Origin of the sequence: Mycobacterium hippophais (genome assembly GCF_027529605.1) — a bacterium.
GTDB lineage: Bacteria > Actinomycetota > Actinomycetes > Mycobacteriales > Mycobacteriaceae > Mycobacterium > Mycobacterium arseniciresistens.
Genome location: NZ_JAPZPY010000001.1, coordinates 1119897 through 1140994, shown reverse-complemented (window position 1 = coordinate 1140994; position 21098 = coordinate 1119897). Strand labels below are relative to the sequence as shown.

The window sequence follows — 21098 nt, the reverse complement described above, 5'->3', positions numbered from 1 at the left end:
CCTCAGCCCGCATCACATCACCGAAGGAGTTGCGAGATGGCCGATTTCGTCGCCGCGATCGACCAGGGCACCACCAGCACCCGCTGCATGATCTTCGATCACGACGGCGCCGAGGTGGGCAGGCACCAACTCGAGCACGAGCAGATCATGCCGAAGGCCGGCTGGGTGGAGCACAACCCCGTCGAGATCTGGGAGCGCACCGCGTCGGTCATCATGTCGGCGCTCAACCGCACCGACCTGTCGGCCACCGACCTGGCCGGGCTGGGCATCACCAATCAGCGTGAGACGGCGCTGGTGTGGAACCGGAGGACCGGCAGGCCCTACTACAACGCGATCGTCTGGCAGGACACCCGCACCGACCGGATCGCCTCCGCTCTGGACCGCGACGAGCGCGGCGACGTCATCCGGCGCAAGGCGGGACTGCCGCCGGCCACGTACTTCTCGGCGGGCAAGGTGCAGTGGATCCTCGACAACGTCGACGGGGTGCGCGACGCCGCGGAGAAGGGTGACGCGCTCTTCGGCACGGCCGACACCTGGGTGGTGTGGAACCTCACCGGCGGGCCGCGCGGCGGCGTGCACGTCACCGACGTCACCAACGCCAGCCGCACCATGCTGATGGACCTCGAGACACTGGACTGGGACGACGAGTTGTTGTCGTTCTTCGGGATTCCGCGCAAGATGCTGCCGGAGATCAAGCCGTCGTCGTACCCGCAGGCGTACGGCACGACGCTGGCCGACGGACCGCTCGGCGGCGAGGTGGCGCTCACCGGCATCCTCGGCGACCAGCAGGCGGCCATGGTCGGGCAGGTGTGTCTGGACGCCGGTGAGGCCAAGAACACCTACGGCACAGGAAATTTCCTGCTGCTCAACACCGGTGAGAAGATCGTCCGGTCGGAGAACGGGCTGCTGACGACACTCTGCTACCAGTTCGGGGACGCGAAACCGGTTTACGCGCTGGAGGGTTCGATCGCCGTCACCGGCTCGGCCGTGCAGTGGCTGCGCGACCAGCTGGGCATCATCAGCGGCGCCGCGCAGAGCGAGTCGCTGGCCCGGCAGGTCGACGACAACGGCGGCGTGTACTTCGTGCCCGCGTTCTCGGGGCTGTTCGCGCCGTACTGGCGGTCCGACGCCAGGGGCGCGATCGTCGGGCTGTCGCGATACAACACCAACGCCCACGTCGCGCGGGCCACGCTCGAGGCGATCTGCTACCAGAGCCGCGACGTCGTCGACGCGATGGAGGCCGACTCGGGCGTGCACATGGAGGTGCTCAAGGTCGACGGCGGCATCACCGCCAACGACCTCTGCATGCAGATCCAGGCCGACGTCCTCGGCGTCGACGTCGTCAAACCCGTCGTCGCCGAGACGACCGCGCTCGGCGCCGCGTACGCCGCCGGGCTCGCCACCGGGTTCTGGGAGAACGCCGACGACCTGCGCGCCAACTGGCAGGAGGGCAGGCGGTGGACGCCGGACTGGAGCGACGAGCAGCGCCAGGAGGGGTACGCGGGCTGGCAGAAGGCGGTGCAACGCACCCTCGACTGGGTCGACGTCGAGTGATCCCGCTACGGGGCGAAGCCGGCGGGCAGGTCGATGTCGTCGACGGCGAGGTTCTCCTCGAGGTGGGCGACCGACGACGTCCCCGGGATGAGCAGCACGTTCGGCGCCACCGCCAGCGTCCACGCCAGCGCGACCTGTGCCGGGCTGCGGCCGAGGTCGGCGGCGGCCTGCTTGACGGCGGGATTGCCCAGCACGGGATTGTCGGCGGAGAAACCCGAGCCCAGCGGGAAGAACGGCACGAAGGCGATGTCGCGCTCGACGCACAGGTCGAGCACCGGTTGTGAGGTCCGGTCGACCAGGTTGTAGGCGTTCTGGACGGTGACGATCTCGGTGCGCTCGAGGGCGAACCGCAGGTGGTCCACCGAGATGCTGGACAGGCCGATGCCGCCGATCAGACCCTCGTCGCGGGCGGCGATCATCGCGTCGAGCTGGCGGCCGAACAGCTCGGGGTCGACGTCGCCGACCGCGTTGGGATCGCCCGAGTGGATGCGCAGGTTGACCGCGGCCAGCCGGTCGGTGCCCAGCGTGCGGAGATTCTCCTCGATGTCGGCGCGCAGTTCGTCGGGCTGCTGTGCGGCGATCCAGTTGCCCTGGTCGTCGCGGCGGGCGCCGACCTTGCTGACCAGCACCAGGTTGTCCGGATACGGGTGCAGCGCCTCGCGGATGAGCTCGTTGGCCACCTTCGGGCCGTAGAACTGCGCGGTGTCGATGTGGTCGACGCCGAGTTCCACCGCGCGGCGGAGCACGGCGATGGCGGCGTCGTGGTCACGGGGCGGGCCGAAGACGCCGGGGCCGGGGAGTTGCATGGCGCCGAAGCCGACGCGGTGCACGGGATACGAGCCGATGTGGAAAGTCGTCATGTCAGGTACTGACGCTATCCGGGCGCGATTTCATCCGCTCGTCGGGTCGGAGCGGTCGGCATGGACGGGAACGACCGGCGGAGCGGCCAGCGCGAACAGTGCTGATGCCGCGAAGGCCAGCGGATATCCGGCCACGGCGATCAGGGCGCCGAAAGCCGGCGGAATGCCGGCCATCGTCACCATCTGGCCGGTGTAGTGCACGCCGATCGCGCGTCCGCTCCAGTAGGGACCGGCACGTTCGGCGATGGCCACGTAGGCCAGGCCGTTGTCGGTCACGGTGATCATCGAGGCGATCAGCACGATCGTGACGCTGACGATGGACCCGAGGTGGTCGGTCAGGCCGAGCACCACCATGGCCAGCGCGGCGGCGACCGCAATCGTGCGGATGGGTCTCAGGCGTGCGCCGATGTAGTCCGACCAGTGGCCGGCGACGACGCGCCCGAGCGCACCGAGCACCTGCGCGACGACCACCACGACACCCGCGGAGGCGGCCGACCAGTGGTGGTCGGCCATCAGCCATACCAGCGTGAAGGTCCACACCACACTCTGCGGCACGACCAGCAGCATCGACGCGGCGTGAATGCGCCACAGCACCGTCGAGCCGCGGTAGGGATTCGCCAGGTGGTGGGCGGGCGCTTGGGCGCGCGGCGGTCGTGGCGGATCGAGCACGCCCAGGGCGCACACCGCCGCCGAGGCGGCGCACAGGACGGCGGGGAACATCAGCGCCGCAGCGATGCCGTGACGTTGGGCCAGCTGCGGAATCACCAACGCGCCCAGGGCGACTCCGAGTGGTGCCGCGGTATGGCGGATCCCCATCGCCAACCCCCGCCGCTCCGGCGGGAACCATCCGACCACCAGTCGGCCGCTGGCGGCGTTGTTGCTCGCGGCGGCCATGCCGCCGAGAAACAGGAACGCTCCGACTGCCACCAGATTGTCGGCCGCAGCGGCGGCGAACGTGGCCGCGGCGGTGAGTCCGAGCCCCACGGTGAGCACGATCCGCTCACCGACGCGGTCCACGAGGTAGCCCCAGCCGATGATGGTCGCGGCGACGCCGAGACTGGGCATCGCGGACACCAGGCCCGCCTGCGCCAGATGCAGCCCGAGTTCGAGATGCAGTGCGGGAATCAGGAACGCGACGCCGTTGATGACCACGTTGGCGCACATCGTCGCGGTGAGCCCGATGACCAGCATCGACCAGCGCCGCAGGGCACTGATCGAATCGAGGGAAACGACCGTGTGGTTGTGCAGAAGTCGATTCTGCGCCGTGATCCACGTCACACGGCCGTTTCCGGCCGATTACTCCTCGCCGAGGATGCCGTAGATCTCCCGGCGGGCGTTGTTGACGATGTCGACGATGCGCGGCTGCTGCTCGGGCGTCGCCGCGTGGGCGGACTGGGCGATCGCGCCCATCAGCTGGCCGACCGCACTGCGCAGGTTCATCGCGCCGGGGTCGGCGTCTGCGGTGATGTCGTCCCACGGCGCCGTCTCGATCTTGTCGGCGGCGGTGCGGCCGTCGTCGGTCAGGTCGAAGAGCTTCTTGCTGCCGTCGGACTCGGTGGCGATCAGCAGGCCCTCGTCGACGAGCAGCTGCAGGGTCGGGTACACCGAGCCTGGGCTGGGCTTCCACAGGTCCTCGCTGCGGGCGGCGATCTCCTGGATCATCTCGTAGCCGTGCATCGGCCGCTCGGTGAGCAGCTTGAGGATCGCGGCGCGCACGTCACCGCGCCTGCCGCGACCGCCGCCACGCGGGCCGCCGCGGCGTCCGCCGGGACCGAAGCCGAAGCCGGGACCGAAGCCCGGGCCGAAGCCGGGGCCGAAACCCGGACCGAAGCCGCGGTCGCCGCGGCCGTGCTCACGGACGTGGTCGCGGAACTCGCGGCGAGCCGCACGCCGCCGTTCGTGCAGGACTCGTCGGTCCTCGGGGCTGAAGCCGAAGCCGAAGCCGGCCGGACCGAAACCGCCGGGCTGCCCGCCGAACGGGCTGTCTTGAGGGGTGAATGGGGTGTTCATGGTGTGTTTCCTTCGTTTGCGAGGAAGCACGACGTGCGCTTCCGATACGTTGACGATATATCGGAAACTATCGAGATGCAACGTCGGGTCGTCGCCGACCCGGTTCCTACGAGATCAGCGTCGCTCCCTCCGCGACCCGCAGCGCCGTCATCCGCCACGGCCCACGCGTGGCGAGCACGTAGTAGATCGCGAACGCCACACCGCATCCGATGAACCAGCTGTACTGGGCGGCCCCGGCCATGCCGAACACCTTGCCGCCGAGCAGCACGGGGATCATCGCCAGGACGGCGCCGACCAGCGTCGCGGCCACCGCCACCGGGTTGTAGCCCTTGCTGTACCAGTAGTTCGCCGTCTTCGACATCGTGAACAGGTCGTCGACGACGATCTTCTGCTTGCGCACCAGGTAGAAGTCGGCGATGAGCACGCCGAACAGCGGGCCGATGAACGCGCCGAGCGTCTCCAGCGTGTAGTGGATGACCTCGGGATTGCTGTAGAGGTTCCATGGCGTCAGCAGCACCGAACCGACGGCGGCGATCATGCCGCCCATCCGCCAGCTGATCTTCTGCGGGCTGACGTTCGAGAAGTCGAAGGCAGGCGAGATGAAATTCGCGACGATGTTGATGCCGATGGTCGCGATCGAGAAGGTCAACGCGCCCAACACGATTGCGGTCACGCTGTCGATCCGGGCGACGGTGGCCACCGGGTCGGTGAGCAGTTCCCCGAACACCGGCACCGTCGCCGCCGCCGTGACGACGACCAGCAGCGAGAACACCAGGAAGTTGACCGGCAGCCCGAGGAAGTTGCCCTTCTTGACGGCCTGGAAGCTCTTGCCGTAGCGGGCGAAGTCACCGAAGTTCAGCATCGGGCCGGAGAAGTACGACACCACCAGCGCGATCGCGCCGAGCATGATCACCAGCGAATTGCCCTGCTTCTCGCCGCCGAGTGACAGGCTGACGTGCCAGCCGGACTTCCACAGCAGGTATCCGCACAGGATGAACATCACGACGTAAACCGCGGGTCCGCAGAAGTCGATGAACTTGCGGATCGACTCCATGCCGCGCCAGAACACCGCGGCCTGCACCACCCACAACAGGGTGAAGCTGCACCACCCCAGCAGGGACAGGCCGGTGAACCCGTACTGGTCGACGTCGGCGTACGGGGCGAGGCCGGGAAAGAGCTTGAGCAGCACGATGTCCAGCGCCGCCGAGGCCAGGTACGTCTGAATGCCGTACCAGGCGACGGCGATCAGGCCGCGGATGATCGCCGGGATGTTGGCGCCGAGCACACCGAAGGAGCTGCGGCACACCACCGGATACGGAACACCGGCCTGCTGACTGGGTTTCGCGACCAGGTTGCACAGCACGTTGACGATCACGATGCCGACCAGCAGCGCGATCAGCACCTGCCAACTCGCCAGGCCGAGGGCGAACAGGCTGCCCGCCGTGACGTAACCACCGACGCTGTGCACGTCCGACATCCAGAACGCGAAGATGTTGTACGACGACCACGACTGCTTGGCCAGCGGTGCGAGATCCTCGTTGGTCAACCGGGGGTCGTAGTGATCCTTGATCAGACCGCCGCCGACGGGATGGCCCGAGGCCTCGACGATGTCGCCGGCGCCGATCACGGCGCCGGGCGGTAGGTCTCGGGTGTCAGTCATGTCCGCTCCCTGCATGAAGTCCGGGCGATTTCGATGCAGGAAAGCTAGCGACGCGATGTTTCACCACCGTTGCGCGCAGAATATTTTCTCGCGGCCGGCGGCCGCAGTGCGGTCAGCTCTCGATGTGTGCGCCGAGCTGATGCACCAGTGAGAACAGGTTCGCCACACCCCAGTGCTCGACGATCCTGCCGTCGCGCACCCGCATCGCGTCCACGGTCTCGAACGCCACGGTGCGTCCGGTCGGGGCGATGTCGAACAGCGGTCCCCGATGCGTGCCGTGGTAGGTCTTGTACGTGGTGACGATGTCGCCTTCGACGGTCTGCCAATGGATCTCGGGCCGGAAGTCGGGGAACGCGTCGCGCAGCCTGCGGTACAGCACGAGCACGCCGGCCTTGTCGGGCGTGGTCCCGGGCTGCGGGGTGCGATCGACGAAGTCGTCGGCGAACAGCTCGTCGAAGAGCGCGAAGTCGCCCTGCCCCTGCACCACTTCGGTGTTCCGGCGGACCACCGCCATCATGGCCTTCTGTTCCTCGGTCCGGCTCATCGCTGCGGTGTCCTCTCGTGGGAGTGTTCGCGACGACATTGTGCCGCGAGGCGGCGGCCGCCGCGGCACGTCAATCTACCGAGATCACTCTCCTGCCCACCGGGCGGGCGATCTGAGGCGCATGATCGGACCGGAGGGGCCTTTCGCGCGCCCCTCCGGACGCCGGCTGACAGGAGCGCACATGACCGACACCGCCGACACCTCGGCTCTGTCCGATACCGACCAGTTCTTCCTGCGGGGGAACTACGCGCCCGTCCCGGACGAACTCACCGCCTTCGACCTTCCCGTCGAGGGCGCCATCCCGGCCGACCTGTGCGGCTGGTACCTGCGCAACGGGCCGAACCCGCGGCAGCCCACCGGCCACTGGTTCACCGGCGACGGGATGATCCACGGCGTCCGCATCGAGGACGGCCAGGTCGCCTGGTACCGCAACCGGTGGGTGCGCACCGACAGCTTCGAGAACGACTTCCCGGTGTTCAACGACGACGGCACCCGCAATTTGCATTCGAGCGTCGCCAACACCCACGTCGTCAATCATGCGGGCAAGACGTTGGCGCTGGTCGAATCGTCGCTGCCGTACGAGATCACGAACGACCTGCAGACCATCGGGGCGTACGACTTCGGCGGCAGGCTGGACGATTCGATGACCGCGCATCCGAAGATCTGCCCGGTGACCGGAGAGCTGCACTTCTTCGGCTACGGCAGTCTCCTCGCCCCGCACGTCACCTATCACCGGGCCGACGCCGACGGTGTGCTGACGGTAAACCGCCCGGTCGACGTCCCGGCGCTGACGATGATGCACGACTTCGCGCTGACCGCCGAGCACGTCGTGTTCATGGACCTGCCGGTGGTGTTCGACCTCGACATCGCGATCAAGGGCGACATGCCGTTTCGCTGGGACGACGCCTACGGAGCGCGCTTCGGTGTGCTGCGGCGCGACGACCCGTTCGGGACGGTGCGCTGGTTCGACATCGATCCCTGCTACGTGTTCCACGTCGTCAACAGCTACGACGAGGGCGACTCGCTCGTTCTGCAGGCGGTGCGCTACCCGAGCCTGTGGCGGGGCAGCGGTGCTTCCGACCCCGACGGTGTGCTCTGGAGCTGGACGCTGAACCTCGCCACGGGCACCGTGTCCGAACGCCCGCTCGACGACCGCGGGGTCGAGTTCCCCAGGATCGACGACCGGCTGGCCACCCTGCCCGCGCGGTACACGGTGACCGTCGCCGACCACAGCCTGCTGCGCTACGACCTGGCCACCGGTGCGGCTGTCGAGCACTCCTTCGGCGACGGCGGCCCCGGCGAGGCGGTGTTCGTGCCGTCGACAGGCGCTGCTGACGAGAGCAACGGCTACTACCTGGCCTACGTCTACGATCCCGGGCGCGACGGCAGTGACCTGGTGATCCTGGACGCCGCCGACTTCGCGGCCGCACCGGTCGCGAAGATCGCGTTGCCGCAACGTGTTCCGTACGGCTTCCACGGCAACTGGATCGCCGGCTGAGGAAACTGCCGCATCGGGAGCTCTCCCGGCGGCCATAAGCTCACCTGGTGAGCGAGATCGGGCGGGCGGCGGCCAGGGTGCTGGCCGACAGCGGGCAGGTGACCATCGCGCCGGGCCTCACCGACGCGGAGCTCAGCGCCGTGCAGGCGCGCTTCGGTTTCGAATTCGGCGACGACCACCGCGCCTTCCTGGCCGCCGGCCTGCCCACCGGGCGCGGGTGGCCGGACTGGCGCGGTGACGACACGGCGCTGATCTTCCATGTCGGTTGGCCGGCCCGCGATCTGCTGCACGCGGTCAAGGAGGACGGGTTCTGGGGTGTCGCCTGGGGTGAGCGACCGGACTCCGGAGACTTGGCGATTCACGTGGCGAGCCGGATGCTCGGCACGGCGCCGCGGATGGTGCCCGTGGTCCGGCAGTGCTACCTGCCTGCAGGCAGGGGCGGGACCGCTTCGCCGGTGTGGCTGCTCGACGGCGCCGACGTGTCCCATGCGGGGAAGGACCTGCACGACTTCATCGCCCGCCTGTGTGGCGGTCCGGCGGAACCGGTGCAAGCCGCAGTGCCACTGGCATTCTGGAGCGATCTTCTGCCCGGTGCGGAGAAGCCGGCGCCCGAGTACCCGGACCTCGGGGCACCGCCGTTCGAAGCCGATCCCGCGGTCGAGGCGCCTGCAGCCGTGCAGCCGCCCGCCGACCCGGCCGCCGCCTTCGTCGCGCACGGCGTCGAACTCGCGGAGGTGAGCCGCCACGACGGGGTGCTGGCGCACGGCGGACCGCTGTGGACGGTGCCGGTGCCACCCGGTGACGAGGCGGCGCGGTTGTGGGCACAGATCCGGAACCTGTTCCCGCAGACCGGTCTGTGGCCGGTGCTCATCACAGCGCGCACGTGGCACCGCATCGGCGGCGAGGGCGGCGTCGAGGATCCGGCGCTGTGGACCGGCGGCCCCGACGGCGCGGCCTGGCTGGAACGCGAATACCGCTCCTACACCGCGCACAACGACGACCTGCCGCGGGCCGAGGGCGTCGAGCTCATCGGTCTGCAGCGCACCCACTGGAGACAGACCTGGGCGGAGATGGACGACAGCGGCAGGTTCGACCGGCTGGCGCTGGTGCCCACGCCGGCGCCCTGGTACGTGCCCGCGCTGCTGCAGTGGTCCGGCGCCGTCAACTACAACATCACCGGCAGCGGCCACACGGCGGTCCTGCAGCGCTGGGCGGGCAAGTTCGACGCGCACGTCGCAGCACTCGACGACGAGTCCATGGTGCTGCGCGTCACCCAGCCGCCACGGCTGCCGCCCGCGATGCGCTCGGCGGCATTGGAGGCGTTCCTGTACTGCGTCGACTCCGTGCTCCAGGGGTCGGGTTCCATCGACGCGCTGGCCAACCGGCTGGGCTTCGACATCTGGAACTTCTGGTGGGACTGAACCGCTTGCCGCAGAAGCTACCGTGCCGCGGTGCGGTGTGCGTTCGGGCTCATCCCGTAGGCCCGCTTGAACGCACTGCTCAAAGCGAACGGCGTGCTGTAGCCGACCCGGCGGGCCACCGCGGCGATGGTGTTCCCGCCGTCGCGCAGCAGATCGGCGGCCAGTGCCAGCCGCCAGTGGGTCAGAAATGCGATCGGCGGCTCGCCGACCAGCCCGGTGAACCGTCGTGCGAAGACGGCGCGCGAGACACCGACGGCCGCAGCGAGTTCGGCGACCGTCCAGGGGTGGGCGGGATTGTTGTACATCAGCTTGAGGGCCGGACCGGCCACCGCGTCCTGCTCGGCGTACCACCACGTCGGCGCGTGACCGCCGCGGCCGAACCAGTTGCGTAGCACCGCGATCAGCAGCAGGTCCAGCAGCCGGTCCAGATAGGCCTCCTGGCCGGGTCCGTCGCAACCGGCCTCGTCGGCCAGCAGGGCGACCAGCGGGCTCTCCCACTCGTCGGAGCGCACCACCAGCACCGGCGGCAGCGCGTCGAGCAGCCGTGTGCTCACCTCGCTGCGGCCCTCGTAGGCGCACACCACCGCGCGGGTGGAGCCGGCCGCCGAATTGCCCCAGGTGCGGACGCCGACGGACATCTCGAAGCGCAGATCCGCGCCGGACACCGTGGTGCACCGCTGCCCCGGGTGGATCACCACCGTCGGGGCGCTCGTCGGGTCGTCGGCGAACACGTAGTGCTGGGTGCCGCGGGCGACCGCGACGTCGCCGGGATGCAGCCGGGTCGTGCCGCTGAGCGGGCCGACGAGGGCAGCGCTGCCGTGGGTCTGGCAGATCAGCGTCAGCGGCGCCTCGTCACGGATGCTCATCGACCACGGCGGGTCCATCACCATCCGCAGCACGAACGCTCCGCGCGCCCGCACCCCGTCGAGCAACCCGACGACAGCGTCCACGCCGCGAGCGTAGACCCAGACGCCTGCGTATGGAACCGGGACGATCGACGATGGATCGTCTCGCTCGGGCGCGGTTGAGTCGACGCATGAGCCTCAATCCCGTCGTCGCCCTCACCGTCACCGCCGCGATCGCCGCCGCCGTGGTCGGCGGGGTGTTCTACGCGTTCTCCACGATCGTCATGCGCGGCCTCGATCGAACCGGACCCGTCGCCGCGATCACCGCGATGCGCGGGATGAACGCCGAGGCACAGGCCAACGCGCCGTTCCTGCTGGTGTTCGTCGGGTCGGCGCTGCTGTCGGCGGCCGTCGTGGTGACCGCGGTGGTGCGCATCAGCCAGCCCGGCGGCTGGCTGCTGCTGGCCGGCGGGGTGGCAGGGGTAGCGGGCTTCGTCATCACGATGGCGTTCAACGTGCCGCTCAACAACCACCTCGACACCGTCGATCCCACTGCACTCGGCGTGGCGGAGGCCACCCGCGAATGGGCCGCCTATCTCTCGACCTGGACGGCGTGGAACCACGTCCGCGCCGCCGCCGGGATCGCGGCGGCGGTGCTGATGGCCGTCGGGCTCAGCTCGGGGGAGTGAAGCCGCCCGGCTGCTGGCCGGACTGCGGCGCCGCGGAGTACGTCGGGGGCACGGGCGCATACGGCGGCGCAGCGGTGTAGGTCGCGGGAACGGGCGCGAACGCCGGGGTCTGCGGGTGGGGTGACCCAGGAGGTGCGGTGTGCGCACCGAGCCGCACCAGTTCCCTGCGGTGCCGCTCGGCGAGGACGGCGGCCAGCACGTACTGCGGCGGTGCTCCCGGCGGTGGTGGCGGCGAGATCTGCGCGACCACGTCGGCGGCGATCCGGTGGCCCATCACCTCACGGATCCGCGGGTCGAGTTGTGGTGCGCGGTTGAGGAACTGGCGGGCGAGCTCGATCGTCTCGGGACGCAGCCCGGACAGCTGCAGGGTGCCGGCCCACCACGCCATGGACGGCGGCATCGCGGGCGGCGGACTCATCTTCGGCGCCCGCTCGCTGATCACCACGGTGCCGGCGAAGATGTCGCCGATGCGCTTGCCCTTCGCCGAGAGCAGACTGCAGATGACCGCGGGCCCGCCGGTGAACGTCCAGAGCTCGATGAAGCCGGACAGTCCGCGAAACAGCGCCTGGCGGAAGCGTTCTGGGCTGCCATCCTCGGACACCACCCGCAGGCCGAGTGCCATCTTCCCCAATGACTTTCCGCGCGTCGCCGTTTCGAAGACGACGGGATAGCCGACGATGGTCACGACGGTGAAGATGATGAGCACCGCCGCGACGAACGCGGGATCGCGGTCGGTCAGCGTCAACGCCCACAGCAGCACCCCGACGAGGTAGCCGGCCAGCACCACGATCACGTCGATGATCGCCGCCAGGACACGCACCGGCAGTTGCGCGAGTTGCACGTCGAGGACGACCGCATCCCCGGTCACCACCGGCTCGGGCTGGGAGACCATGTCGCCACGCTACTAGGCTTGCCCGGGTGGATGTCGACGCGTTCGTGCTGGCCCACCGGCGCACGTGGGACCGGCTCGATGAGCTGATCAAGCGCCGCCGCAAGCTCACCGGAGCCGAGATCGACGAGCTGGTCGACCTGTATCAGCGGGTGTCGACACACCTGTCGATGGTGCGCAGCGCGTCGGCCGACTCCATGCTGGTGGGCCGGCTGTCGGGGCTGGTGGCCCGGGCCCGGTCGGCGGTCACCGCGGCCCACGCACCGCTGTGGTCGGAGTTCGTCCGGTTCTGGACCGTGTCGTTCCCGGTGGTGGCCTACCGGTCGTGGCGGTGGTGGCTGGGTTCGGCGGTGGCGTTCTTCGCCGTCGCGGCGGTGATCGCGCTGTGGGTGGCGGGCAACCCGGAGGTGCAGGCCACGATCGGCACGCCGGACGAGATCGCCAAGCTCGTCAACGAGGAGTTCGCGGCCTACTACAGCGAGAACCCGGCGGGGTCGTTCGCGCTGCGGGTGTGGGTGAACAACGCGTGGGTGGCCGCCCAGTGCATCGTCTTCGCGATCCTGCTCGGCCTGCCGATCCCGTACATCCTGTTCCAGAACGCGGCCAATCTCGGCGTCTCGGCGGGGCTGATGTTCGACGCGGGGAAGGGCGACGTGTTCCTGGGTCTGCTGGCGCCGCACGGCCTGCTGGAGCTCACGGCGGTGTTCCTCGCGGCGGCGGCCGGGATGCGGCTGGGCTGGACCGTGGTGTCGCCGGGCGACCGGCCCCGCGGGCAGGTGCTCGCCGAGCAGGGCCGGGCGGTGATGTCGGTGGCCATCGGACTGGTCGCGGTGCTGCTGGTGTCGGGTCTGATCGAGGCGCTCGTGACGCCCGCGCCGTTCCCCACCTTCGTGCGCATCGCGATCGGGGTGGCCGCCGAGCTCGCGTTCCTCGCCTACATCGTGCATTTCGGCCGCAAGGCCGTGCGGGCGGGTGAGACCGGCGACGTCGACGACGCCCCCGACGTGGTGCCCACCCGCTAGTTCTCTGGCGAGCAGACACAAATTCGCACTCTCGGGCGCCCACGGGTGCGAATTTGTGTCTGCTCGGCGTCAGCTGGCGAGGCGAGATCGCGATAAGTGGTTTGTGAGGCGCTCGGCCAGGCGCCATGGGTGCCGTCGAACGTCCTCTGCGACGATCGGCACGACTGTCCAGCCGAGATCCTGGATGCCGGCAACTCGCATCCTGTCGCGCTTCATCTCGGCAGGGCCGCTGTGCCACTCGACTCCCTCGTACTCGGCCGCCACCCTCGCCTCCGGCCAGGCGAAGTCGACACGCCAGACTTGACCGTCTGCGCTGTGGATCTCGTATTGGAGCTCGGGTTTCGGAACCTCGTAATCGATCATCACGAGCCGTACCTCGCTCTCCATCGCCGATTCCGCTCGACCGTCGGCGTGGGGCAACAGGTCCCGCGCGGCGATGATTCCGCGTCGACCGCGCTGTTCAGTCACGGCCGCTGCGAGGTCCTCGGGCATGCACCACCCGGTGTGCAACGCCGCATCGAGGGTGGCCAACGCCCGCGGCCGTGACACCTGTCTGGCCACCTCGACGGCCGTCCACGCGGGTGCGGTCGCGAGCCGCCCGTGCACTCGTCGTAGGGGCGCGCCGAGGCGCTGATGCACTGTGAGTCCGACGGTGGACCGCAGCCGCACGCCCGGATCGAGCACGTGTATCGCCGTGGTGTTCTCCACGTCGAAGCCGTACAGCTGTGCGGCGGTCCCCATGCACGCGACGGCCTCCTGGCCGAGATGGAGATCGAGTGCCGCGAGTCGACCGGGCACGCCTGGTCGAGCCGTCGCGTACACGCCGAACCACACCCGGACGACCTCCCCCTTCGAAACGAGCACGTCGAGTTGCTGGCGAGTCATGGTGGTTCGTAGTTGCGCCGCGGTGGCCAGTCCATTGCCTGCCTCGAATAGCGCTTTCGCCGCATCGTGCACCGACTCAGGATGGAAGCCGGGCCCGCGTTGATAGCGGCGCAACGACTCGATTGGGGATGAAGCCGCAACTGTGGATGCACCACCCCTGCCGAGCAGACACAAATTCGCACCAGAAGGCACTGGTGAGTGCGAATTTGTGTCTGCTCGCCGACAACAGCTAGAGGCGGCCGGTGGCCTTCATCGCCAGGTAGTGGTCGGCCAGCGCGGGCGCGAGGTCGTCGGGCGGCGCGTCGACCACGTCGACGCCGTGCCGCCGCAGCCGCGATGCGATCGCGCGCCGGTCGTTGCGGGACCGCTCGGCCGCCGCGGCGTCGTACACCGCGGCGGCATCGGTGCGCCCGGCGGCCAGCGTGTCCACCCGGGGATCGGCCACCGCCGCGAGCAGCACCTGATGCCGGGCGGCCAGCTGCGGCAGCACCGCCATCAGGCCCTCGTCGAGTGCCGAGGCGTTCAGGTCGGTCAGCAGCACCACCAGCGCGCGGCGGCGCACCCGGCGCTGGACCGCGGCCACCATCGCGGCGGCGTCGGATTCGACGAGTGCGGGCTCCAGCGGCGCCATCGCCGTCACCAGCTGCGCCAGCACCTCGGTGCGTGAGGCGCTGAACACCCCCGCCCGGCTCACCCTGTCGTGGGCGAGGAAGTCGACGTGGTCACCGGCCCGCGCGGCCAGCGCCGCCAGCAGCAGCGCCGCGTCCATCGACCAGTCCAGCCGTGGCCACCCGGAGGGCTCGCTCGACGTGGGGTCGACGCCGACGCGACCCGCCGACGTCCGTCCGGTGTCGAGCACGATCACCACCCGGCGGTCGCGCTCGGGGCGCCAGGTGCGCACCACCACGTCACCGCGCCGCGCCGTCGCGCGCCAGTCGATCGACCGGACGTCGTCGCCGACGACATACTCACGCAGCGAGTCGAATTCGGTGCCCTGGCCGCGGATCAGCACCGGCACCATGCCGTCGAGTTCGCGCAACCTGGCCAGGCGGGACGGCAGGTGCTTGCGGGACAGGAACGGCGGCAGGATGCGTATCGCCGCGGCCACCCGGTGGCTGCTCTGCCGCCCGGCCAGACCGAACGGACCGATCGACCGCGCGGTGACGAACTCCGAGCGCAGGTCGCCGCGACGGCTCGGACGCAGCAGGGTGACCACCCGAACGGACTGTCCGGCAGCGATCTCCAGTTGGTGGGCGCGCGGTTCGCCGCGTGCGCTCGGCGGCCAGGCGTCACGGACCCGGCCACGGAATCTCCGCCGGCCGGGGTGCTCGACCGTGAGCACCGCGTCGACCGGCTGACCCAGCCGCGCCGACGTCTCCCCGGAGCGGTGCAGCCGCAGCCCGCGGGTGCTCGCCGCCAGTGCGACGTCCAGCGCGATCACGACCACCAGCGCGCCGAACAGCACCACGAAAGCCGTTGCCGGCCAGGGTGAGACCGCGATCGGTAACACGCACGCCAGTGCTACCAGGCCGGCGCGCCCGGTGAGGACCACTACCGCGGGACCGGAACGGCCGCCAGGATGCCGTCGAGTACACCGTCGGGATCGGCGCCCTCGAGTTCGGCCTCCGGGCGCATCGCCACGCGGTGCCGCAGCGTCGGTCGCGCCATCGCCTTGACGTCGTCGGGGGTGACGTAGTTGCGCCCGGACAGCCAGGCCCACGAGCGGGCCGTCGCGAGCAGCGCCGTCGCCCCGCGCGGCGAGACACCGAGCTGCAGCGAGGGCGAATGCCGGGTGGCGCCGGCGATGTCGACGATGTAGCCCAGCACCTCGTCGCCCACCAGCACCTGACGCACCGCCTCCCGGGCGGCCGCCAGGTCGGCGGGTCCTGCCACCGGTCTGACGGCCGACAGGTCCCGCGGGTCGAAGCCGCGGGCGTGGCGGGCCAGGATGGCGATCTCCTGATCACGCGGCGGCAGCGGGACATTGAGCTTGAGCAGGAACCGGTCGAGCTGGGCCTCCGGCAGCTGATAGGTGCCCTCGTACTCGATCGGGTTCTGGGTGGCCGCGACGATGAACGGATCGGGCAGCGGCCGCGGATGACCCTCGACGCTGACCTGGCGCTCCTCCATCGCCTCCAGCAGTGCGGCCTGGGTCTTGGGCGGCGTCCGGTTGATCTCGTCGGCCAGAAGGAGATTGGTGAACACGGGGCCGGAGTGGAACTCGAACTCCGCGCTGCGGGCGTCGTAGACCAGAGATCCGGTGACGTCGCCGGGCATCAGGTCGGGCGTGAACTGCACCCGCTTGAACTCCAGCTGCAGCGCCGCCGCCAGGGTGCGCACCAGCAGGGTCTTGGCCACGCCGGGCACACCCTCGAGCAGCACGTGGCCGCGGCACAGCAGGGCCACCACCAGCCCGCTGACCACCGCGTCCTGCCCGACGACCGCCTTGGAGATCTCGGTGCGCAACGCCAGCAACGCGTTACGGGCGGAGTCCGACGACGCCGATGCGGCGGCCTGGTCTGTGGTGTGTGCTGCCGGCTGAGTCACGACTGGGCGACCTGCCTTTCGGTGTCGTCGAGTTGGTGGGCGAGGTGTAGCAGGTCGTCGTCGGTCTCGGGCGGCGGACCGAACAGCGTGTGACCGACCCGTTGCGGGTCGGATCCCGTGCGCGCCGCGACGGCGGCCACGATGGTGGGCGGCGCCGCTCCGTGCGACAGCCCCAGCCGGGGGAGCAGGCGTCCCACGGTGGCGGTGCGCAGCGCCTCGGCGGCGCGGTCGCGGGCGCGGCGCGACCGGTACAGCCGGCCGCGGCCCTCGACGGTCTCCGACGCCCGCACCACGACGGGCATCCGCTCGGCGACGAGCGGTCCGATGCGGCGCCCCCGCCACACCGCGACCAGTGCGACCGCCAGGCACAGTTGCAGCACGATCCAGGTGACGTGGTCGGGAATCAGCTCGAAGATCGTTGCGGCACCCGATGATTCACCCTCGGGCTGCTGCGGGGCGTACCAAGTGACCTGTGGCCGGGAGCCGGCGAGGTTCATCGCCAGCGCGGCGTTGCCGCGGTCGCTCAGTGTTCCGTTGGTCATGAAATCGGCGGCGCCGACCACCGTGACGACGCGCCCGCCGTCCCGGTACCGCACGACGGCGCCGTCGTAGCAGCGGGTCAACGAGACGCCGTCGGCGGCGTCGTAGGTTTCGCTCACCCCGAGCCGCACGTCTCCGGCCGCCACCGCCTCGCGCAGGTCGCAGTCGGGCTCGCCACCGAACGACGTGTCTTCTCCCGGTTCGACGCCGGGCGCGAGGGCATCCCGCGCCCGCGAGCCGGGCTCGAGCAGCAACCGGTCACCGGGCAGCGCGGCGAGTCGGTCCATCAGTTCGTCGCCGACCTGAAAGGTCTGTGCCATGACGAGCAGGGTGTCGGGTGTGGCGGCGCGCTCCACGTCGGCCACGGTGTCGGCGACGGTGACGTCGACGCCCTGCTCACGCAGCAGCGTGACGAGCGCGCGGGCGCCGTCGGGTGACGTCGACCCGGCGTCCAGCCGGCCGCCGGGCCGGGGCGCGGTGAGATAGGTCCCGATCGCGGCGACCGCGACGATGACCACCAGGGCGAGCAGCACCCAGCGGCCGGTGCTCCAGCGCTGCCGGAGGGTCGGTTCCGTCGGGGTGGACGTCATCGCACCCCGGCCCAGCCGCCGGCCGGCGCGGAATCGCCACCGGTGGACGAGGTGGCAGGTGTGCGCGAGCGCAGATGGTCGTCGAGGCCGGCGATCAGGCGGTAGGCGGATTCGGTTCCGGGCCGTTCGCCGTAGGTGACGTCATTGAAAGCGGTTGCGGCCGAGCCGAGTTCGGCGGCGAGGCCGGGCAGCGCGGCGCCGGCGTCCCTGGCGAGCTCGGTGGCCGTGCGGCCCGGCACCGGTGCGAGGACGCCGGTCTGCTCGAGGTGGCGCGCGACGGCGCGCAGCCGGTGCCTAGTCGCCGAGGCCCAGTCACCGGCGGCGGCGAACTGTTCGGCGGTCGTCCGGTGTTCGACGGCGCTGAGTTCCTGGCCGACGAACAGCGGGTGCACGCCGCGATTCGTGCGCAGCGTGCGCCGGGCGACCCGGAGTGCGACGAAGAGCGCCACGAGGAGCATCAGGATCAGCACCGAGATGGTGAACCAGCCGCCGGGCACCGTGGAACCCTCGGCGGCGATGCGGTACAGCAGCTCGTCGAACCACTCGCTGAGCCGTTCGGTGAGCGACGGCCGGGGGTAGATCGGCTTGCCCAGTTCACGCTCGGCGGCGTCGTGCGCGGCGTCGCGGCCGATGTCTAACGCAGGCACGTCACCGTTGCCGGGTCAGCCACAGGTGGTCCGTCGAGTCCTGCGGGGTGCCGGGCACAGGGGCCGCGCCGGTCTGCAGCACGAGGTCGAAGGCCTCGCCGCGGATGCGCCGGTCGGTGTAGAGCAGGACGGTGACGCCCGCGGCGAACGGTGCGGTGAGGATCTGCCCGAAGATGCTGCCGATCGACACCAGGACCAGTCCGAGGATCGCGCTCGACGAACTGTCGGCCGTCGTCGTCAGCACCTGGCCGATCAGGCTGAACGGCACCGACACCGCGCCTGCGACCAGGGCGGTGACGATCGTGGCGAGCAGCCAGATTCCGAGCACCCGCCAGAAGTCCTTCCTGACCAGGTCGTAGGACCGTGCGATGGCGGTGAAGACGGGCAGCCGCTCCAGCACGATCAGCGGCGGCGCGAAGATCAGCACGGTGGCCGCGTAGATCAGGCCGACGACGAGAATCAGCACCAGCGGCGCGCCGACCAGGAACCCGGCGACGGCGCCCCCGGCGCTGGCCGCGAGGGCGATGACGATCCCGATCACCACGGCCGCGACCAGGAAGGCCGCGATCTCGAGCAGGGTGAACCCGATCAGGGCGAGCAGCCTGTGGCGCACTCGCTCCCAGGCTTCGCCGATGGTGATGCCGGCGCCGAACACCGCCCGGCCGATCACCACCGTGAGCATGCCGCTCAGCACGATCGAGGCCAGCATGGTGGTGACGCCGCCCACCAGCGACGAACCGGTGAGGGCCACCACGTCGCCGAACGTCGTCGGCTCGCCCTGCACCGTCGAGAGCAGTCCGCCGCTGGCGGCAAGCGGACCGATCTGCAGGACCAGCGCCACGAGCTGAGAGATGACCACCACGATCGTGGTGAGGCCGAGGGTCGCCTTCGGGTTGCGCCGGATATAGGCGACCGCGCCGTTGAAGATGTCGGACAGGGTCAGCGGTCGCAGCGGGATCACCCCCGGCTGCAGCGCCTGGGCGGGACCGCCGTACGGGTAGCCCGGTGGCGGCCCGTATCCGGGAGGTGCGTAGCCCGGCGGCGGATACCCGGGAGGTGCGTAGCCGGGCGGCGGGTAACCCGGCGGTGCATAGCCCGGCGGCGGGTAACCCGGCGGCGGGTAACCGGGCGGCGGATAGCCAGGCTGTTGGTACCCCGGCTGTTGGTACCCCGGCGGCGGCGGGCCGGCCGGACCGAACCCGTCGGCGTCGTTGCTCATGCCCACCATCCTGTCGAGCGGCGCAGGAATCGGCAACGTGTCCGCCCCGCCCGGCGCGGCACACCCCAGGGGTGGGCCCCGTCGACGCATCGAAGACGTTCGCGCACAACGTGTCCCGCTGGCGAACGCCGAACCTGTCGAACGGGACGGGCTGCGGGCGTAGGTTGGCGGCATGGCGGAACTCAAGCAGCGCCTGCGCGCGGATCTCACCTCGGCGATGAAGTCGCAGGACAAGCTGCGCACGGGGACATTGCGAATGCTGTTGGCGGCCGTCCAGAACGAGGAGGTCTCCGGCAAGCAGGCGCGGGAGTTGTCCGACGACGAGGTGCTCAAGGTGCTGGCGCGGGAGGCACGTAAACGCGCCGAGGCGGCCGAGGTCTACACGCAGAACGGACGCGGTGAACTCGCCGCCAACGAGCATGCCGAGGCGCGCGTCATCGACGAGTACCTACCCACTCCGCTGACGGAGGCCGAGTTGGCCGACGTCGCCGACACCGCGATCGCCCAGGTCGCCGAGGAGATCGGGGAGCGGCCCGGGATGCGTCAAATGGGTCAGGTGATGAAGGCCGCCACCGCGATCGCGGCGGGCAAGGCCGACGGCTCGCGGTTGTCGGCCGCGGTCAAGGCCCGCCTGTAGCGGCGGAGCCGGCGGCCGTTTGCCGGGGTCTGCGACGGGCTACCCGGTGCGCATGACGCGCTTCGGCTACACCCTGATGACTGAACAGAGCGGCCCTAAAGACCTTGTCCGTTACGCCGTTTCGGCCGAACAGGTCGGTTTCGACTTCGAGGTGTCCAGCGACCACTACTCGCCGTGGCTCTCCGCCCAGGGGCATGCGCCGAACGCGTGGACGGTACTCGGCGCGGTCGCGCACGCCACCGAGCGCGTCGAACTGTTCACCTACGTCACCTGCCCGACGATGCGCTACCACCCCGCGATCGTCGCCCAGCAGGCGGCGACGCTGCAGATCCTCGCCGACGGGCGGTTCACCCTCGGTCTGGGCAGCGGCGAGAACCTCAACGAGCACGTGGTGGGTCATGGCTGGCCGACGATCACCCGCAGGCACGACATGCTGCGCGAGGCCATCCAGATCATCCGCGAATTGTTCACCGGCGACGTCGTCGACTGGAAGGGCGAGTACTTCGAGGTCGACTCGGCCCGCCTGTGGGACCTGCCGGACGTCCCGGTGGCCATCGCTGCTGCGGTGTCCGGGGAGCGGTCGGTGGACACGTTCGCCCCGCTGGCCGACCACCTCATCGCGGTGCAGCCCGACGGCGAGGCCGTCGACGCCTGGCACCACGCGCGACGCGGGACCGGACTGTCGGGTGACGTGCGGGTGATCGGGCAGATCCCGATCTGCTGGGACCCCGACCGGGACGCGGCGGTCAGGCGGGCCCACGACCAGTTTCGCTGGTTCGCCGGCGGCTGGGCGGTGAACGCCGATCTACCCACCACTGCAGGCTTCGCCGGGGCGACGCAGTTCGTCCGCCCCGAGGACACCGCCGACGCCATCGCGTGTGGGCCCGACCTCGACGCGATCGTCGAGGCGGTCAGCGAGTACTGGAAGGCCGGCTTCACCGACATCGCGCTGGTGCAGGTGGGCGATGAGGGGCAGGAACGGTTCCTCGACGAGGCGGCGGGGCCGCTGCTGGAGAAGCTGCGCAGCGCGGCCGGCTGAGT

The 21098-nt window shown here is 70.2% G+C and carries 20 protein-coding genes; 7 read left to right on the top strand and 13 right to left on the bottom strand.

Features of this window, described 5'->3' with window-relative positions; all coding sequences use genetic code 11:
* Positions 1-36: 36 nt before the first annotated feature.
* A complete protein-coding gene (glpK, locus tag O6P37_RS05710; protein WP_269893104.1) occupies positions 37-1554 on the top strand; it encodes a glycerol kinase GlpK in 1518 nt (505 codons plus the stop codon).
* 5 nt (positions 1555-1559) lie between these two features.
* On the opposite strand, the gene O6P37_RS05705 is transcribed toward glpK, so the two are convergent.
* From O6P37_RS05705 to O6P37_RS05685, 5 genes are all read right to left on the bottom strand, one after another.
* Positions 1560-2414, bottom strand: a complete 855-nt coding sequence (locus tag O6P37_RS05705; RefSeq protein ID WP_269893103.1) for an oxidoreductase — start codon at positions 2412-2414, stop codon at positions 1560-1562.
* 30 nt (positions 2415-2444) lie between these two features.
* A complete protein-coding gene (locus tag O6P37_RS05700) occupies positions 2445-3605 on the bottom strand; it encodes an MFS transporter (protein WP_269893183.1) in 1161 nt (386 codons plus the stop codon).
* 105 nt (positions 3606-3710) lie between these two features.
* The gene (locus tag O6P37_RS05695; protein WP_269893102.1) at positions 3711-4424 is read right to left on the bottom strand and encodes a PadR family transcriptional regulator; all 714 of its coding nucleotides are present in this window, start codon (positions 4422-4424) and stop codon (positions 3711-3713) included.
* Between the two features lie 106 nt (positions 4425-4530).
* A complete protein-coding gene (locus O6P37_RS05690) occupies positions 4531-6084 on the bottom strand; it encodes an NCS1 family nucleobase:cation symporter-1 (RefSeq protein WP_264013195.1) in 1554 nt (517 codons plus the stop codon).
* 112 nt (positions 6085-6196) lie between these two features.
* Positions 6197-6628 carry an ester cyclase gene (locus O6P37_RS05685; protein ID WP_264013194.1) on the bottom strand — a complete coding sequence of 144 codons (432 nt, stop codon included), beginning with the start codon at positions 6626-6628 and terminating at the stop codon, positions 6197-6199.
* A gap of 181 nt (positions 6629-6809) precedes the next feature.
* On the opposite strand from O6P37_RS05685, the gene O6P37_RS05680 reads away from it, so the two are divergent.
* Both O6P37_RS05680 and O6P37_RS05675 read left to right on the top strand, forming a co-directional pair.
* Positions 6810-8126, top strand: coding sequence for a carotenoid oxygenase family protein (locus O6P37_RS05680; RefSeq protein ID WP_269893101.1), 1317 nt, complete (start codon positions 6810-6812; stop codon positions 8124-8126).
* A gap of 47 nt (positions 8127-8173) precedes the next feature.
* Positions 8174-9547, top strand: coding sequence for a DUF4253 domain-containing protein (locus tag O6P37_RS05675; RefSeq protein ID WP_269893100.1), 1374 nt, complete (start codon positions 8174-8176; stop codon positions 9545-9547).
* 17 nt (positions 9548-9564) lie between these two features.
* On the opposite strand, the gene O6P37_RS05670 is transcribed toward O6P37_RS05675, so the two are convergent.
* Complete coding sequence (locus O6P37_RS05670; protein WP_269893099.1) at positions 9565-10497, bottom strand: AraC family transcriptional regulator; 933 nt, start codon at positions 10495-10497, stop codon at positions 9565-9567.
* A gap of 86 nt (positions 10498-10583) precedes the next feature.
* Here O6P37_RS05670 and O6P37_RS05665 point away from each other — a divergent pair, with 86 nt between their 5' ends.
* A complete protein-coding gene (locus O6P37_RS05665; protein WP_269893098.1) occupies positions 10584-11081 on the top strand; it encodes an anthrone oxygenase family protein in 498 nt (165 codons plus the stop codon).
* Here the strand turns inward: O6P37_RS05665 and O6P37_RS05660 are convergent.
* Positions 11065-11973, bottom strand: coding sequence for an RDD family protein (locus O6P37_RS05660; RefSeq protein WP_269893097.1), 909 nt, complete (start codon positions 11971-11973; stop codon positions 11065-11067). The two genes, O6P37_RS05665 and O6P37_RS05660, sit on opposite strands and share 17 nt — an antisense overlap.
* A 26-nt stretch (positions 11974-11999) precedes the next feature.
* On the opposite strand from O6P37_RS05660, the gene O6P37_RS05655 reads away from it, so the two are divergent.
* Complete coding sequence (locus tag O6P37_RS05655) at positions 12000-12992, top strand: stage II sporulation protein M (protein WP_269893096.1); 993 nt, start codon at positions 12000-12002, stop codon at positions 12990-12992.
* Positions 12993-13061: 69 nt separating this feature from the next.
* Here O6P37_RS05655 and O6P37_RS05650 read toward each other — a convergent pair whose 3' ends face one another.
* The 6 genes from O6P37_RS05650 to O6P37_RS05625 form a co-directional block, all read right to left on the bottom strand.
* Complete coding sequence (locus tag O6P37_RS05650) at positions 13062-13877, bottom strand: hypothetical protein (RefSeq protein ID WP_269893095.1); 816 nt, start codon at positions 13875-13877, stop codon at positions 13062-13064.
* 229 nt (positions 13878-14106) lie between these two features.
* Complete coding sequence (locus O6P37_RS05645) at positions 14107-15429, bottom strand: DUF58 domain-containing protein (RefSeq protein ID WP_269893094.1); 1323 nt, start codon at positions 15427-15429, stop codon at positions 14107-14109.
* Complete coding sequence (locus O6P37_RS05640) at positions 15429-16424, bottom strand: AAA family ATPase (protein WP_264012298.1); 996 nt, start codon at positions 16422-16424, stop codon at positions 15429-15431. The genes O6P37_RS05645 and O6P37_RS05640 overlap by 1 nt, the downstream gene beginning before the upstream one ends.
* Complete coding sequence (locus tag O6P37_RS05635) at positions 16421-17554, bottom strand: DUF4350 domain-containing protein (RefSeq protein ID WP_269893093.1); 1134 nt, start codon at positions 17552-17554, stop codon at positions 16421-16423. Before O6P37_RS05635 ends, O6P37_RS05640 begins: the two co-directional genes overlap by 4 nt.
* Positions 17551-18201 (bottom strand): DUF4129 domain-containing protein, encoded by a 651-nt coding sequence (locus O6P37_RS05630; protein ID WP_269893092.1) that lies wholly within the window; start codon positions 18199-18201, stop codon positions 17551-17553. Before O6P37_RS05630 ends, O6P37_RS05635 begins: the two co-directional genes overlap by 4 nt.
* Before the next feature lies 1 nt (position 18202).
* Complete coding sequence (locus O6P37_RS05625) at positions 18203-19429, bottom strand: glycerophosphoryl diester phosphodiesterase membrane domain-containing protein (protein ID WP_456299324.1); 1227 nt, start codon at positions 19427-19429, stop codon at positions 18203-18205.
* A 163-nt stretch (positions 19430-19592) separates the two neighbouring features.
* On the opposite strand from O6P37_RS05625, the gene O6P37_RS05620 reads away from it, so the two are divergent.
* Entirely contained in the window at positions 19593-20057 is a 465-nt protein-coding gene (locus tag O6P37_RS05620) for a GatB/YqeY domain-containing protein (RefSeq protein ID WP_269893090.1), read from the top strand.
* A gap of 52 nt (positions 20058-20109) precedes the next feature.
* Positions 20110-21096 carry an LLM class F420-dependent oxidoreductase gene (locus tag O6P37_RS05615; RefSeq protein ID WP_269893089.1) on the top strand — a complete coding sequence of 329 codons (987 nt, stop codon included), beginning with the start codon at positions 20110-20112 and terminating at the stop codon, positions 21094-21096.
* Positions 21097-21098 lie beyond the last annotated feature (2 nt).

Bases quoted from the DNA above. Each gene is read 5' to 3' on its own strand.
- glpK (WP_269893104.1), top strand. From the start codon at position 37: ATGGCCGATTTCGTCGCCGCGATCGACCAGGGCACCACCAGCACCCGC.
- O6P37_RS05620 (WP_269893090.1), top strand. From the start codon at position 19,593: ATGGCGGAACTCAAGCAGCGCCTGCGCGCGGATCTCACCTCGGCGATG.
- O6P37_RS05635 (WP_269893093.1), bottom strand. From the start codon at position 17,554: ATGACGTCCACCCCGACGGAACCGACCCTCCGGCAGCGCTGGAGCACC.
- O6P37_RS05625 (WP_456299324.1), bottom strand. From the start codon at position 19,429: ATGGTGGGCATGAGCAACGACGCCGACGGGTTCGGTCCGGCCGGCCCG.
- O6P37_RS05665 (WP_269893098.1), top strand. From the start codon at position 10,584: ATGAGCCTCAATCCCGTCGTCGCCCTCACCGTCACCGCCGCGATCGCC.
- O6P37_RS05680 (WP_269893101.1), top strand. From the start codon at position 6,810: ATGACCGACACCGCCGACACCTCGGCTCTGTCCGATACCGACCAGTTC.
- O6P37_RS05695 (WP_269893102.1), bottom strand. From the start codon at position 4,424: ATGAACACCCCATTCACCCCTCAAGACAGCCCGTTCGGCGGGCAGCCC.
- O6P37_RS05685 (WP_264013194.1), bottom strand. From the start codon at position 6,628: ATGAGCCGGACCGAGGAACAGAAGGCCATGATGGCGGTGGTCCGCCGG.
- O6P37_RS05705 (WP_269893103.1), bottom strand. From the start codon at position 2,414: ATGACGACTTTCCACATCGGCTCGTATCCCGTGCACCGCGTCGGCTTC.
- O6P37_RS05650 (WP_269893095.1), bottom strand. From the start codon at position 13,877: ATGACTCGCCAGCAACTCGACGTGCTCGTTTCGAAGGGGGAGGTCGTC.
- O6P37_RS05690 (WP_264013195.1), bottom strand. From the start codon at position 6,084: ATGACTGACACCCGAGACCTACCGCCCGGCGCCGTGATCGGCGCCGGC.
- O6P37_RS05615 (WP_269893089.1), top strand. From the start codon at position 20,110: ATGACGCGCTTCGGCTACACCCTGATGACTGAACAGAGCGGCCCTAAA.
- O6P37_RS05700 (WP_269893183.1), bottom strand. From the start codon at position 3,605: ATGCTGGTCATCGGGCTCACCGCGACGATGTGCGCCAACGTGGTCATC.
- O6P37_RS05660 (WP_269893097.1), bottom strand. From the start codon at position 11,973: ATGGTCTCCCAGCCCGAGCCGGTGGTGACCGGGGATGCGGTCGTCCTC.